The 13,701-nt window shown below is 66.3% G+C and carries 17 protein-coding genes, 1 tRNA gene and 1 other RNA gene; 9 read left to right on the top strand and 10 right to left on the bottom strand.

Features of this window, described 5'->3' with window-relative positions:
* Positions 1-144: 144 nt before the first annotated feature.
* A complete protein-coding gene (gene dpsA / locus LAQ74_RS08580; protein ID WP_224332144.1) occupies positions 145-690 on the top strand; it encodes a DNA starvation/stationary phase protection protein DpsA in 546 nt (181 codons plus the stop codon).
* A gap of 211 nt (positions 691-901) precedes the next feature.
* Here the strand turns inward: dpsA and LAQ74_RS08585 are convergent, their stop codons facing one another.
* The gene (locus LAQ74_RS08585; protein ID WP_224332145.1) at positions 902-1,063 is read right to left on the bottom strand and encodes a hypothetical protein; all 162 of its coding nucleotides are present in this window, start codon (positions 1,061-1,063) and stop codon (positions 902-904) included.
* Between the two features lie 113 nt (positions 1,064-1,176).
* Positions 1,177-1,857, bottom strand: a complete 681-nt coding sequence (locus tag LAQ74_RS08590; RefSeq protein ID WP_224332146.1) for a DUF7504 family protein — start codon at positions 1,855-1,857, stop codon at positions 1,177-1,179.
* A 99-nt stretch (positions 1,858-1,956) separates the two neighbouring features.
* Between LAQ74_RS08590 and LAQ74_RS08595 the strand changes: the two genes are divergently transcribed.
* From LAQ74_RS08595 to LAQ74_RS08605, 3 genes are all read left to right on the top strand, one after another.
* Entirely contained in the window at positions 1,957-3,033 is a 1,077-nt protein-coding gene (locus tag LAQ74_RS08595) for an NADH:flavin oxidoreductase/NADH oxidase (protein ID WP_224332147.1), read from the top strand.
* Between the two features lie 91 nt (positions 3,034-3,124).
* On the top strand, positions 3,125-3,865 hold the full coding sequence (locus LAQ74_RS08600) for a DUF7547 family protein (RefSeq protein WP_224332148.1): 741 nt from the start codon (positions 3,125-3,127) through the stop codon (positions 3,863-3,865).
* A 353-nt stretch (positions 3,866-4,218) separates the two neighbouring features.
* Positions 4,219-4,608: a winged helix-turn-helix transcriptional regulator gene (locus LAQ74_RS08605; protein WP_224332149.1), complete on the top strand. Its 390-nt coding sequence runs from the start codon at positions 4,219-4,221 to the stop codon at positions 4,606-4,608.
* Positions 4,609-4,618: 10 nt separating this feature from the next.
* On the opposite strand, the gene LAQ74_RS08610 is transcribed toward LAQ74_RS08605, so the two are convergent.
* A complete protein-coding gene (locus tag LAQ74_RS08610; protein ID WP_224332150.1) occupies positions 4,619-5,005 on the bottom strand; it encodes an OB-fold domain-containing protein in 387 nt (128 codons plus the stop codon).
* Positions 5,002-6,156, bottom strand: coding sequence for a thiolase family protein (locus tag LAQ74_RS08615; protein WP_224332151.1), 1,155 nt, complete (start codon positions 6,154-6,156; stop codon positions 5,002-5,004). Before LAQ74_RS08615 ends, LAQ74_RS08610 begins: the two co-directional genes overlap by 4 nt.
* A gap of 96 nt (positions 6,157-6,252) precedes the next feature.
* Between LAQ74_RS08615 and LAQ74_RS08620 the strand changes: the two genes are divergently transcribed.
* The 3 genes from LAQ74_RS08620 to LAQ74_RS08630 all read left to right on the top strand — a co-directional run bounded on the left by LAQ74_RS08620 (position 6,253) and on the right by LAQ74_RS08630 (position 7,438).
* Positions 6,253-6,666, top strand: coding sequence for a DUF7548 family protein (locus LAQ74_RS08620; RefSeq protein WP_224332152.1), 414 nt, complete (start codon positions 6,253-6,255; stop codon positions 6,664-6,666).
* Positions 6,667-6,760: 94 nt separating this feature from the next.
* Positions 6,761-7,074, top strand: an RNA gene (ffs, locus tag LAQ74_RS08625) — signal recognition particle sRNA.
* Between the two features lie 94 nt (positions 7,075-7,168).
* On the top strand, positions 7,169-7,438 hold the full coding sequence (locus LAQ74_RS08630) for a DUF7111 family protein (RefSeq protein ID WP_224332153.1): 270 nt from the start codon (positions 7,169-7,171) through the stop codon (positions 7,436-7,438).
* A gap of 19 nt (positions 7,439-7,457) precedes the next feature.
* On the opposite strand, the gene LAQ74_RS08635 is transcribed toward LAQ74_RS08630, so the two are convergent.
* On the bottom strand, positions 7,458-8,135 hold the full coding sequence (locus tag LAQ74_RS08635; RefSeq protein WP_224332154.1) for a protein sorting system archaetidylserine synthase: 678 nt from the start codon (positions 8,133-8,135) through the stop codon (positions 7,458-7,460).
* A 130-nt stretch (positions 8,136-8,265) separates the two neighbouring features.
* Between LAQ74_RS08635 and LAQ74_RS08640 the strand changes: the two genes are divergently transcribed.
* Positions 8,266-8,727, top strand: coding sequence for a cupredoxin domain-containing protein (locus LAQ74_RS08640; protein ID WP_224332155.1), 462 nt, complete (start codon positions 8,266-8,268; stop codon positions 8,725-8,727).
* Between the two features lie 51 nt (positions 8,728-8,778).
* Here LAQ74_RS08640 and LAQ74_RS08645 read toward each other — a convergent pair whose 3' ends face one another.
* The 4 genes from LAQ74_RS08645 to LAQ74_RS08660 are packed head-to-tail and all read right to left on the bottom strand — an operon-like array spanning position 8,779 to position 11,382.
* A complete protein-coding gene (locus tag LAQ74_RS08645) occupies positions 8,779-9,435 on the bottom strand; it encodes a 30S ribosomal protein S3ae (protein WP_224332156.1) in 657 nt (218 codons plus the stop codon).
* Complete coding sequence (locus LAQ74_RS08650; protein WP_224332157.1) at positions 9,432-9,686, bottom strand: KEOPS complex subunit Pcc1; 255 nt, start codon at positions 9,684-9,686, stop codon at positions 9,432-9,434. The genes LAQ74_RS08645 and LAQ74_RS08650 overlap by 4 nt, the downstream gene beginning before the upstream one ends.
* Positions 9,683-10,912 (bottom strand): exonuclease RecJ, encoded by a 1,230-nt coding sequence (locus tag LAQ74_RS08655; protein WP_224332158.1) that lies wholly within the window; start codon positions 10,910-10,912, stop codon positions 9,683-9,685. The genes LAQ74_RS08650 and LAQ74_RS08655 overlap by 4 nt, the downstream gene beginning before the upstream one ends.
* Before the next feature lie 5 nt (positions 10,913-10,917).
* Positions 10,918-11,382 (bottom strand): 30S ribosomal protein S15, encoded by a 465-nt coding sequence (locus LAQ74_RS08660; RefSeq protein WP_224332159.1) that lies wholly within the window; start codon positions 11,380-11,382, stop codon positions 10,918-10,920.
* A 287-nt stretch (positions 11,383-11,669) separates the two neighbouring features.
* Between LAQ74_RS08660 and LAQ74_RS08665 the strand changes: the two genes are divergently transcribed.
* Positions 11,670-11,741 (top strand) — tRNA-Ala (locus LAQ74_RS08665).
* A gap of 185 nt (positions 11,742-11,926) precedes the next feature.
* Here LAQ74_RS08665 and LAQ74_RS08670 read toward each other — a convergent pair.
* A complete protein-coding gene (locus LAQ74_RS08670) occupies positions 11,927-13,495 on the bottom strand; it encodes a sensor histidine kinase (RefSeq protein ID WP_224332160.1) in 1,569 nt (522 codons plus the stop codon).
* Positions 13,496-13,701 lie beyond the last annotated feature (206 nt).

Consider the following 13,701-nt stretch of genomic DNA (forward strand, 5'->3'; position numbering starts at 1 on the left):
CCACGGCGAGGCCGCGACTGTGTCCCGAATTTCGGTCCAATGCGACAGGATGGTGACGTTCTGTGAAACAATTTTTTGGAAAGCCGAAAAATGATTTTCCCAGAGTCAAGGTTTAAGTGGGTGGCGTCCGTACAATGGAGTGTTATGAGTACGCAGAAGACGGTTCGTCAGCCGGCGGACGAAGTCGAGGAGACGGCCCTTCGCATCGAGAAGGACAAAGCCGAGCAGATCATCGACGCGCTCAACACCGACCTCGCGAACGCGTACGTGCTCTACCACCAACTGAAGAAGCACCACTGGAACGTCGAGGGCGCGGAGTTCCTCGAACTCCACCGCTTCCTGGAGGAGGCGTACGAACACGTCGAGGAGGGTGCCGACATCATCGCCGAGCGCGCGCAGGCACTCGGTGGCGTCCCGGTCGCTGGTCCGTCGAACCAGGAAGAGCGCGCCACCGTCGAGTTCGAGGGTGAGGACGTTTACGACGTCCGCACGTCGCTGCAGAACGACCTCGAGATGTACGGTGACATCATCGAGGACATGCGCGAGCACATCCAACTCGCGGGTAACCTCGGCGACCCGGCGACCGAGGAGATTCTCCGACGGATTCTGGTCGAAGTCGAAGAGGACGCCCACCACATCGAGCACTACCTCGAAGACGACACGCTCGTGCTCGAAGAAGCGACGCACTGAGACGAGAGCAGTCGGCCGACCGGACCATTCTCTCCATTTTTCCCGCCCGATAGCCGCGCAGTCGTCGACCGAGAGCGCAGGCGAGACGCAGCGGAGACTGAACGGAGCGGGGAGTGAAAACGGAGGCCCGCCTCGGGCGTCAACCGGGGAGGGGCAACCGACGTCAGGTACCAAGAGGACGCATCACCAGGAGTTGACGCCGGAGAGCGGGCTACCGCTGGAGGACGACGGTGTAGTCAGTCGCTATCCAGCCGTCGTTGTTGCCGTCTTCGGTGAATACGGTTCGGTTCTGTGAGGTTTGACACGCCGAAACGGAGAACTCGGGCTCCGCAGGGATGGCGGAGTCGTCGTCGCGGGCGTCGGAGACAGCCATGGATAGAGTTAGGTGAGCCTAAAGCAATATAGGTTTTGGTTGCCCTAAACGGGTTCTGAGACCGACGTTCACCGGTGAGAAGGCGTGACCCCCGCGGAATCCCACGCCTCGGCTCAGACGGGTATCCAGTCGTTCGGGAGCGTCCGGTCGGGGAACGTCCAGCGGTGTTCCGGGATGCCGTCGCACATCCGGAGTTCGATGATACCGTCGAAGACGTCGGCGAGTCCGTCGACGACCGGGTCGTCGAGGGGGGAGGAGAGGTGGTAGTGCGCCATCCCGGAGACGGAGTCGATTCGACCGCCGACGACGCTGACGAAACGTCGAACCGCTCCGACACCGTGGTCTTCGACGAGCGGTTGCAGCGAGTCGAGACACAGCCGCAACTCGCTGGGGGCGAGCGACTCTCCGGACTCGAACGAGTGGATGGCGTCGCCGATGGCCCACGAGAGCGACCCGACGCCGTCGGCTTCGACGTACTCCCGGGAGACGGGGCCGCCGAGGTTCGACCCCGAGAGACTCTCGGCGGCCAACGCTCCGCGGACGACGGCCGACTGCGTCACCACGCGCAGCGAGTCAGCGTCCCGCGGGCCGTTACCGAGATTTTCGTGCGTGTGTACGCCGTCGGTGAAGACGAACAGCCGCTTGCGCGACTCGACCGTGGCGTCGCCGAGAAGGCGTCGCGTGAGTGACTGCCGCGCGTCGGGAGCGGTGGATCCGACGACGAGGATGTTGCACCCCTGTCGTTTCAACTCCGAGAGCGTTCGGGTGAAGGAATTTTGCCCGGGGGTGTTCATTATTCGAAAAGAAACGATGGAGTGTACAATAAACATTGTGGGTGCGACACCGACGCGAGTCGGTAGGCGTTTTGTGGATGGCCTCGAACGAGGGCGTTGATGACGGATTCGCTGTTCAGCCCGCTGACCCTTCGAGGGACCGAGATTCCGAACCGCGTGATGGTTTCGCCGATGTGTCAGTACTCTTCGCCGGACGGCGTCGCCACCGACTGGCATCGCGTCCACCTCGGGAGTCGAGCAGTCGGCGGGGCCGGTATCGTGATGACCGAAGCGACGGCAGTCTCGCCGGTGGGACGAATCTCGCCGGACGACCTCGGTATCTGGACGCAGGAGCAAGCCGACGCGCTCGCGCCCATCGCGTCGTTCATCCGCTCGCAGGGGAGTCACCCGGCGATTCAGTTAGCCCACGCCGGTCGCAAGGCGAGCACGCATCGACCGTGGGACGGCGGCGGCCCCATCTCACCCGACGAGCGAGGGTGGGAGGTGTACGGACCGACCGACGAACCGTGGCCGCGCGAGGAGTCGTACCCGAAGACGCACGCGCTCGATGAGGATGACCTCTCGGTCGTCGTCGACCAGTTCGCGGAGGCCGCCAGACGCGCGCACCTCGCCGGTTTCGAGATAGCCGAGGTCCACGCCGCCCACGGCTACCTCCTCCACGAGTTCCTCTCGCCGGTCATCAACACTCGAGGGGACGACTACGGCGGCAGTTTCGAGAACCGCACGCGGCTCGTCCGCGAGGTCACCTCGGCGGTTCGAACCGTGTGGCCCGACGACAAGCCGGTGTTCGTCCGCATCTCGGCGACCGACTGGCTGCCGGACCGTGAGTCGTGGGACCTCGAACAGTCGGTTCGTCTCGCGCCGCTGCTCAGAGAGGCCGGCGCCGATCTCGTCGACGTGAGCTCCGGCGGTATCCACCCCGACCAGCAGATCACCAACACGGGCGCGGGCTACCAGGTCAAGTTCGCCGAGTCCATCCGTGAGGAGGGCGAGATACCCGTCGGCGCGGTCGGAAAGATAACCGAGGCCGAACAGGCCGACCAACTGATCCGGAACGAGCGTGCCGACCTCGCTATCGTCGGCCGCGAGCACCTCCGAGACCCGTACTTCACGCTCCACGCCGCCGAGAAACTCGGTGTCGACGTCGACTGGCCGGTGCAGTACCGCCGCGCGTAACTGACAGTCGGTCCATTGCGTCGCTGTCACCGCCTCGAATCGCTGCCGTCCGGACGAAGCCTTATTCCCCTCAGCTACGCAACGTGAACGTATGAGCCGCCGCGACGACGACCTCGAAGAACTCCTCTCGGAGTTAGAGGAGACGCTGTCGGAGCTCCGAGCCGAACTCCGCGAGGAGCGGACGCCCCGCCGCCGACCGTTCGAACCGCCGACGCCGAGAGACATCCTCCGCTTCACCGAGGAGTACACCATCCCGACGGTCATCTCGACGCTGGAGGCGACGATTCAGGCGCTCGAACTGTTTCGGCGACTGCTTCGTCTGGCCGATCCCGAGCGCGCGATACGCGAGGAGAGTAAAAGCGCCCGCGAGACGACGCGCCGACACGCCGACGACGTGGGCCGCGTCGCCGTCGACGGACTGGAGCGCGCGCTCACCGAGCTTCAGCGGGCGCTCTCGGAGGCGAACCTCCCCGAAGAGAGCGAGTCCCGCGACATCGTCGAAGAGGCACGACAGCTCTCCAGAGATATCGAAGAGCGTCTCGCCGAGTCACAGCGGCGGACGGACGACGCGGACCGACGGCGCAGTCGCTCGACCGACGACCGAGCGCGACGAAACGGACGCGAGGAGACGCTGGACGAGGGGGCGGTCAGAATCGCCGTCAGCGACGAGGAGAGCGACGGTGCCGACGACGCTGACGAGCGCGAGGAGTCCGAAGACGAAACGGACGAGACACAGACGGTCGACATCGAGTCGGAACTGGATTCGATTCGCGACGAGGTCGAGCGGGCGGAGCGCGGCGAAGAACCGAAATCCGACGACGACGAGGAGTAGCGACTCGGCGCAGAAGTGGCGAACAGACGGTGGAACCGAGCGCGCGACGGGCCACCGTGCTCCCGCCTCGGCCGTCGTGCGCGACTCGTCAACTCACGCGGAAGGCTGGCCGCTTCTTCTCTCAAAAACGTTCACGTCAGCAGCAACAGCAGGGAGTGCAGCACGACGAGCAGGCGTCTCGGCGTTCGATAGTCGATTCCGCACAGCAACTGCGTTCGGTACAGTCGTTGGATGTCACGAGTGGTCCTCTGTCCGCTGTCGACATATATCGGACAGTGTATCGACATCAAGCTGGTTTCTGCGCGGAAACCGGTCGGCCACGTTTACCCGCCGTCGGCGCGTATCGGCCCCCAATGACGAACGCGGACGCCGAGGACTGGCAGACGCTCTGGCACGGACTCCACGAGACGCTCGGCGGGAAGTGGGCGCTACACGTGCTTCGGCTGCTCTCGGAGCGAGACGCGGGGTTCAACGAGATGCGCCGCGAACTCGACGGCGTGACGGCGAAGACGCTCTCGAAACGACTCGGGGAACTGCGCTGTCGCGGCCTCGTCAGTCGAACCGTCGAGGCGTCGTCGCCGCCGCGAACGCGGTACGCGCTGACGCCGGCGGGCGAGCGATTCGTCTCCGTACTGCGAGACGTGGAATCGCTGGTGTCGGTCGTCGACTGCGGGTGCGACGACCGCTGCGGAGTGCTCACCGTCGACGCCGACGCGACGGCGGCTTGCGCCGAGCAGTGCTGAACTCGCCGGACTACTCGATCGGCCGGAACCGGTAGCCGTCCCAGTCCTGACTCTCCCGCTCGCGGATTCCGGCGTCGGGGTCGCGGAGTTCCGCGGCGTAGACGGGTTCGACCTCGTCGCCGATTTCGACCTCGTGGCTCTCGCCGTCGACGTCGAGTTGGCCGATGGCGCGGACCGGTTCGCCGTCGACGTCGAACTCGACGATGGCGAGCGAGTTCGGCGCGCGAACGCCCGGCGGCGTCGCCGTGCTCGTCGTCCACGTGACGACGGTGGCGGTGTACTCGCTCAGGTCGACGGTGCCGACCGGTTCCTCGCCGTCCGGACCGAGGGGATGTGGCGGGTACGTGATGCTACCGTCGGAGTATCGTGCCGCTTCCATGGGTGGGTTCTCGCTCATCGTTCCGCCTCCAGAATCGTGGTGATGACGCAGTTGCCGAAGCCGCCGACGTTGCAGGCGAGGCCGGTGTCGGCGTCGACCTGTCGTTTCCCGGCGTCGCGGGTGAGCTGCTTGTAGATCTCGTACACCTGCGCGACGCCCGACGCGCCGAGGGGGTGGCCCTTCGACTTGAGGCCGCCGGAGGTGTTGATCGGGAGGTCGCCGTCGCGGTCGGTGACGCCGTCGTCGACGGCCGTCCAACCCTCGCCCTTCTCGAAGAAGCCGAGGTCTTCGGACTGGAGGAACTCGAGGATGGTGAACATGTCGTGCAGCTCCGCCACGTCGATATCCTCGGGACCGAGGTCGGCCATCTCGTAGGCGATGTCGCTAGAGTTGACGACACCGCTCATCGTCGTCGGGTCGGCGCGCTCGTGGACGACGTGGGTGTCCGTCGCGCCGCCGATACCCGAGACGACGGCGTACTCGTCGGTGTACTCGCGGGCGGCCGACTCGGGGCAGAAGAGGAGCGCCGCGCTCCCGTCGGTGATGGGACAGAAGTCGTAGAGACGGAGCGGGTCGGCGACGACGGGCGACTCCAACACGGTGTCAAGGTCGACCTCCTTTCTGAACTGCGCGTGGGGGTTGTCGACGCCGTTTCTGTGGTTCTTCACCGCGACTTTGCCGAGACTCTCGCGGGGGGCGTCGTACTCGTTGAGGTAGAGCCGCGCCGTGAGTCCGGCGAAACTCGGGAGCGTGACGCCGTGTTTGTACTCGACGGGGTGGGTGAGCGAAGCGATGACGTCCGTGGATTCGGCCGTCGTCCGGTGCGTCATCTTCTCGCCGCCGACGAGCAGCGTCATCTCGCTCGCGCCGGAGGCGACCGACTGCCACGCGGCGTAGGTGCCCGCGCCGCCCGACGAGGAGGTCTGGTCGATGCGAGCGGTGTACGCCGGCATCGCCGCGATGTCGTGTGCGAGCGCGTTCGGGATGCCGGTCTGACCCTCGAACTCGCCACTCGCCATGTTCGAGACGTAGAGGTGATCTATCGCGTCCGGTGCGACGCCCGCGTCGTCGAGGCAGGCCTGCCCGGCCTCCGCGAGCAACTCGCGAATCCAGGCGTCGCGCTGCCCGAAACGGGTCATCGACGCACCGATAATCGCTACGCGTTCCATACCGGACGGGTGCGGGCCACCCGCTTACCGGTTTCCCTTCTGGAACGTCACGCGCGTCTCAAACGCTTTAACCGCCCCGCGAACCGAACGGTCGGTATGCGCACCGCAGACGCCGCTGCCACCGCCGGCACCGTCGCCAGTCTCGTGCTCCTCGTCGTCGTCGCCGTCCCCTACCTCGTCGTCACCAATCCGGAGGCACCCGTGTCGGCGTACTACGCCGCGGGATCCGTCGGGGCGAACAGCGTCGGCTTCCTCGCGGCCCTCGCCGCCGTCGTCTTCCTCTCGGGGACGCGCGGCAACGCCGAACCCGATTTGGTCGCGGGTATCGCCGTCGTGCTCGGCCTCGCAATGGTGGCGCTCTCGCTTCTGTGGGCGACGGCCATCGACACGACGCTCCTGTTCAGTTTCCCGCCCGAGGCGGCGTGGATACAGAACCACCGTTGGGTCGTCGTCGCGCTCTCGTCCGTCGTCGCCGTCGTCGCCGGCGTGTACGCCCGCGAAGTGGTCTAAAACGCGGACGCGGGCACGGACCGAGGACCGCGCCGTCTCCGTGTTCTCCCGCGACTGGAGTCGAAAGGGCCTTAAGTCATACCCGAGTAACTTCGAGTGGACTAGGTCGGGCAGTTAGGCCCTGCTCTCCCACCCGCCATAGAGTCTTCAGCGGGGACCGAACGTCGGGCGCGTCCGGTCAGACCGGTACGGGCCCCGAAAGCCAACGTAGAAACCTCGTCCTGCGGGGACAGCGGTTTCGTGTCGCTCGTCCGCAGGGGCGAACCGACACGATTCATCGGCGGTACTGGGTCAGGCGCGGAAGCGAGCAGCCCACCGTCGGACGTGTGTCGCTCGTAGGATCGCGGGGTGGAGGAGGCAACCGGGATTCCCCGTACCGGAACGCCGGGCAACCCCGACCGTCCGCATTCATACCGATTTTGAACCGCGAGCGGTCGCGCTGTCGATAGCTCGCACAGGTGACTCCGGAACCCATAGGTCCCACAGTTCCCAACGACGAGCCATGAGCGAAGCCAGCGCCGGCGACGTGGAGGCACGCTACTACGAAACGGACGGCGAGCGCATCGTACAGTTCTCGCGGGAGGGACGGACGGCCGCTATCGCCCAGAACGTCGACGGCTACGCGATGCTGAAAGTCAGACCGGCCGCCGACGGCGACGAACTGGAACGCTACTACGGCTTCGAGATGGCGTTAGACCACGCCGCCGAGTTGCTCGGCGTCTCGCCGCACGACCTGCCGGTGCCCGACGACGCCGAAGATATGGGGATGTGAGCGTCCCGCGGCGGGTCGGTTAGCGACCCCAGTAGAATCGCGGCGCGAGAAACAGGTACGCCAGCGCCAGAAACAGCAGGCCGAAGGCGAACCCGCCGCCGACGCGGTGCGGGAACAGAATCGCCAGCGCCTGCACGACGCCCATCACGAGCGCGTCCTGCGTGTGCAAGTCGGGGTACGGAATCGTCGTCACCATCAGCGCCGCGAGCAACGCCGTCAGTCCGACGAGCGGGAACGGGTCGGTGAAGCCGACGAGCACCCCCGCGGCGAGAATCGTCGCCGCGAGCGTCGTCGGGACGCCGCGGGTCTGGTCGGAGTCGGCGTCGTAGGCGGTGTACATCCCGAGACGAGTGACCGCCATCACGACGAACAGCGCCGCGACGGCGACGGCGACGGCGACGCGAAGCGACCCGAAGCCCCAGACGGCCCGAACCGCGGCGACGACGACCATCGCCGGAGCCACGCCGAACGACGCCACGTCGGCCAGCGAGTCGAGGTACGGCCCGGCGTCGGTGCCGCCGTAACGCCGGGCGAGCACGCCGTCGAGGCCGTCGGCGATAGCGGCCAAGAGAATGAGCCTCGCGGCGAGACCCGGCGAGACGTTGGCGGCGGCGACGGCGAGAAACCCCAGTCCGGCGTTGCCGACGGTGACCACGTCGGCGACGCCCAACCGTCCGACGACGAACCGGGGATGCATAGTTTTCGGGTTGCGGAGGTGCGGTATACGTTTTTACATCCGGCGTCGGCGAGTCGGCGCGTTCGGGTCGGCCGACGGTTTCGACGCGCATACCACGCCGCCTTTATCCGACCGGGACCGAGGTCCAGCCATGAAGCGACGCGCGTTTCTCGCGGCGACTGGGGCGGCCGGCATCACGGCGCTCGCAGGGTGTGGTGGCGCGAGCGGACAGGGAGACGAGTACGACGTCGGCATGACGGCGACGGCGTTCGACCCCCGCGAGATCACGGTCTCCGCCGGCGAGGAGGTCGTCTGGCAGAACACGAGCACCCGGGACCACACGGTGACCGCCTACGAGAACTCCATCCCCGAGGAAGCCGAATATTTCGCCAGCGGTGGTTTCGAGAGCGAACAGGCCGCCCGCGACGGCTGGCGCGATTTCGAAGGCGCGCTCAACAACGGCGACACGTTCACGCACACCTTCGAGGTGCCCGGACGGTACGAGTACGTCTGCATCCCCCACGAGAACGGCGGGATGGTCGGGACCGTCGTCGTCGAGGAAGGCTCGGGGTCGGGTTCGGGCAATCAGTCGCAGTCGAGCGACAGCTCGTAGGTCGGCTTCGAGAAAAATCGAGTTCGCGGAGTTTGCGGCGTCGAAGCCGAGTTACTCGGCTTCTTCGGCGACTTCTTCGGCGATATCGGACTCGTCGACGTCGACGGCGGCCTCCTCTTCGGCTTCGACCTCTTCGGGACGCGCCTCCAGCGAGAGCTTCTGGACCTCGACCCGGCGGAGCGGGTAGATGGTCTTCGCCTCGCCGTAGATGGCCGAGGAGAGTCGGCCTTCGACGACGCTGTCGATGAGTTGCTCGAAACTCCGGTCGTCGGCGGCCTCGTGGACGAGGTCGATCATGACCCGGCGAATCGCCTGCTCCTGGCTGCGGTCGGCCTTCTTCGTCGTGAACGCCACGGGCTGGACCTGGACGCGGTAGTCGTCGGTCGTCAGGATGGTGATATTCACCTCGACTTTCGAGGCGCCGCGGCGAACCAGACTGCGCAGGTAGTCGCGCGTCAGTTCGTGCTGGATGAACTCGGTGTACGCCGAGTCCGATCCCACGTCGTTTATCTTGAACGTGAGTTTCGTGTTGTTCGCACCGGCGTCGTCGGTGAGTTCGCCGAGCGTGGTCTCGATGGTGCGTCCGTACACCATCTCCGGTTCCTCTGCGACGGTCTTGCCGAGTTCGGCCCGGTCGAACTGCTCGGGCGCGAGCACGGAGTACCATCGCTTGCCTCGTTTCTGCTTGGATACTGAACGTTCGCTCATGTTGTGTCTGTAGCTGCGTCGATGACGGCCTCTGCGACCGTCAGGTTCACCACGTAGTCGTCGACCGTGGCCTGCAGGCCGCCGGTCGTCTCCCGCTCGATGTCGGTGACGATGCGATTTGCATCCACCTCGGTCGTCATCGAGTCGGTGTCGTCGGGGGCGAGCGCGGCGGCGACGAGCGCCGCCTCCTCGTGCGTCGTCTCGACGCGGGCGGTTCGCGCACACGAGTTTGTCTCACTCGTGCGTGTCATGCGCGGAGCGCCTCCCGAAACGCCGCGGTGAACGGGTGTTGGTCTGTAGTCGATGCGTCCGGTGTCGTCGCGCCTGTCGCGTCAGTGTCCGTCTCCTCGGTCTCCTCGGTGTCGAAGCGCGCTTCGCCCGCGTCCCCTCGTCCGTAGCCCGTGCCGCCGACTTCGTCGGCCGCCGTCGCCATCGTCTCCCCCAACTGCCGGAAGTCGACGCTGGCGGCGGCGGCGACGCCGTCGCCGACGGCCAGCACGACCGGTTCCGGCGACCGGAAGTCGCGGACCAGTCGCGCAGTCGTCGCCAGCACGCCGAGCGATTCCGACCCGAGGCCGGTTCGCACGACGAAGCAGTCGGCGTAGCGGGCCGTTTCCGCCTCGCGCAGGACAGTATGTGCTTCGAGCGCGTGGTTGCGCCACGCGTCGAGCGCGGCCGTCCGCGTCGCGTCGGTAGCGTGCCCGAGTGCGAGCGCGACGCCGGTGCCGGGTCGCTCCCGGGCGACGGCGCAGAGCACGTCCGCGTAGCCTTCGACCGTCTCGAACGCGCCGTCCGGCGTCTCGTACGGACGCAGGACGCGTTCGAGCGACTCGACCGCACGCGGCGTCGTTCCCTTCGCCGTCGCGTCGAGCGCAACGACGGAGGCGACGCAACGGTGCGCGTCGTCGTCGAGGTCAGTTGGAAGCGTCGCCTCGGCGAGCGTCGCTCGCGCCGATTCCACGTCGCCCGAGAAGGGCGCGCAGAGCAGCGTCGAGTGGGCGAGGCCATCGGCGAGATCTGCGACCGGAACGCCGACACCGGGCCGTCGCGTCACTCCGGCGGCTTCGGCGGCCGAGCGAATCGAATCGTAGGCGTCGTCGTCGAGCCTGCCCTCGCCGGCGACGACGCCCGCGAGCGCGAGCGTCGGGTCCGGCGTGTCGCCGAGTTCGCTCGCGACGCGGTACGCCGCGAGGCTCGCCGGCGAGTCGTCGCCGGGAACGGCGAGCGCCGCCGCCGTCGCGCCGACGGAGACGACGGTGTCGTCGGTGACGGTCGCGGCGGATTCCGGGGTCGGGTTCGGTCGGAGCTGGACGTGGAACGGAATCTCCGCGCTCCGCAGCGCACGCGCGAGGATGCCACTCGCGGCCAGCGAGTCGCCGTCGGCGCGCGCAACGACCCGGACGAACGGGGCGTCGGCGAGCGCCGCGGCGACGGCGGCGGGGGCGGTCTCGGCGTCGGCGGAGCGCGCAGTCGACATCTACGTTATTCGAGGAGTTCGACGGCGGCGTCGTAGCTGTAGCGGAACGACGGGTCGAGCGCGTCGCCTCGGTAGTAGTTGACGAGGCGGCGGATCTTCGACTCGGTGTTCTGCAGGGCGCGGCGGTTCTGGTGGTCCTGCGGGTTGCGCTGGACGTGCTCGCGGAGACGAATCGCGCGCTGCATCAGGTTCTTGAGGTCCTCGGGGAGTTCGTCTTTCGCGTCGTTCTCCTCGAGAATCTCGGTGATTTTCTTGCCGGTCGCGAGTTTGACGTTCGGGACCGGGGTGCCTTTGACGCCTTCGTCGCGCAGTTTCAGGCCGATGACGCTCGGGTCGTGGCCCTGCTCTGCGAGTTCGACGACGCGCGATTCGACGTCGTCCGCGTCGACGTCACTCCACTCGGGGGCTTCGTCTGTCACCGGGCGGTCCGAACCGGACGAGCCGCGGCGACGGGTGTGCATTCGTGCCATAGTTCGAAATTGGAACGGCACTGACCGCAGAAAGCGTGACCGACGGCTGTCGGTGCACTTCCGCAATCCCAAGCCCGGAGAGAGAATCCGGGCGAGTCAGAGTTGCGGCCGTGCTGTTCCCACGAGTGGGTACCAGCGTCTGACGTTAAACCGTTTCGACTCGTGATGGACGTCGTGTCCATCGTCGACGGCGGGACGTTCGCCCGACGGCGTGCGGATGCGACGCAAGCGCCTCTACGAGTCGAAGCCCTTATTAGTCGCTCTGGGATACGTGAGAGTGCAGACGAGGGCTCGTAGATCAGCGGTAGATCGTTCCCTTGGCAGGGGAAAGGCCGCGGGTTCAAATCCCGCCGAGTCCACTCGAACTACATTCTCGGAGAACGCTGGGCAGTTAGCGCGCCGTTCGAGCAGTGCTCGGATTTTCCGACTACTTCGAGTAGTGTACATCGCAGGTGCCGGAACGGCTGGATTCGCCGGCCACGAACTCGACCGAGAACCGGAGTCGACGACCCGTCGCTACGCGCGGACGACGGACGGGCTGCGTTCAGTCGTCGGACTCTACTGCCGGAAGCGTGCAGTAAAACGTCGTCCCCTCGCCGAGTTCGGACTCGAACCAGATGTCGCCGCCGTGACGCTCGACGATGCGCTCGCACAGCGCAAGACCGATTCCCAGGCCGGCGCCCTCCTCCCGCGTGTGGAGGCGCTGGAACACCTCGAAGACGCGGTCTGCGCCGTCGGGGTCGATACCGACGCCCTCGTCACTAACCGAGACCCGCCACTCGTCGTCCGCCCGCTCCGCCGAGACGCGCACCCGCGGCGGCGCTTCGCCGCTGTACTCGAGGGCGTTGTTCAGCAGGTTCTGGAACAGCTGTCGGAGTTGGTTGGTATCGCCCTTGACGCGGGGGAGCGGCTCCGCGTCGATCTCGGCGTCGGTCTCCTCGGTTTTCACTCGAAGGTTCTCGCGGACATCCTCGAAGACGGCATCCAACGCCACCGGCTCCAAGAGACTGCCGCACGTGTCGACCCGCGAGTACTCGAGCAGCCCCTCAATCATGTCGCTCATCCGGTCCGCTCCGTCCATCGCGAACTCGACGAACTCCCGTCCATCCTCATCGAGGTCGTCCGCGTAGCGCTGGTCGATGAGCCCGAGGAAACTCGACACCATCCGCAGCGGTTCCTGAAGGTCGTGGGAGGCGGCGTAGGCGAACTGCTCGAGTTCCTCGTTGGACTCCTTGAGCTCTTGTTTGTACACCTCGCGCTCGAGTTCGTTGCTCACCCAGTTGCTGAGCAGGCTGATGAACGACACCTCCCAGTCGGAGAACTCCTCGGTTCGGGCCTTCATTCCATAGAAGCAGAACGTCCCGTACACGTCCCCGTTGACGATGACCGGCGTCCCGAGATAACAGGAGATACCCCACTCGGGGTCGACCAGTTCCGGCGCCTCCGCCTCCACGTCCTGCAGGACGAGCGTCTCCGCAGTCTCGACGACGCGCGAACAGTTGGGGAGCGTCGAGAGCGGCGTCGTGTCGCCCGATTCGAGGCCGGACCCCTCCGGCGTCGCCACGTGCTCGAAGATGTACTCGCCGACGCTCTCGTTGACGCGCGAGAGCGTCGCGAACTTGGTTCCGACCGCCGCGCGAACCACCTCGAGAAGCGATTCTATCTGCTGGGAGAACGGCCGGTCCGTCGCCGCCATCACCTCGTTGGCGCGTCGGAGGGCCTGCTCCCGGTTTTCGAGTTCCTGCTGTCGGTCGTTCGGGTCGGTGACGTCGTGGGCGTACACCGAGACGCCGGTTTCGGAGGGATAGATGCGCACCTCGAACCAGCTCTCCCGGGGCGGGTAATGCGCCTCGAACGTGACGGGTTCCTGCGTCTCCATCGCTCGCTCGTGCTCCCACTGGAACGGGGTGTCGGCCACTCTGGGGAACTCCTCCCAGATGACCGTCCCACGGAGCACCTCGATGTCCCGCCCGAACAGGGATTCGGCCCGGCCGTTGAGGTACGTGAACTGCCAGTCTTCGTCGAGCGCGAATACCGCGTCGGAGACGCGCTCGAAGACCGCTTCAGGAGAACTTTGACGAGGATGTTCACCCGGCGTCTCGGGGTCTGTCATTGGATGTACTTTCTGGTGGAGCGACATGGATATTACGAACGTCTCTTGTAACTCGTTCCGATCTCTTCCTGATTCTCCTCTCGCTGTGCGACGACCGCTGAAGCACCTGCTCGCCGTCGACGGCGGAGCGCTCGGGCTGTGGACCGGCTGGGGCATCTACACCGCCCACCACGGTACCGTCGCCTACCAGGACGTGATGAACACGA

This window comes from Haloprofundus halobius (assembly GCF_020097835.1).
In the GTDB taxonomy this organism is placed as follows: Archaea; Halobacteriota; Halobacteria; order Halobacteriales; family Haloferacaceae; genus Haloprofundus; species Haloprofundus halobius.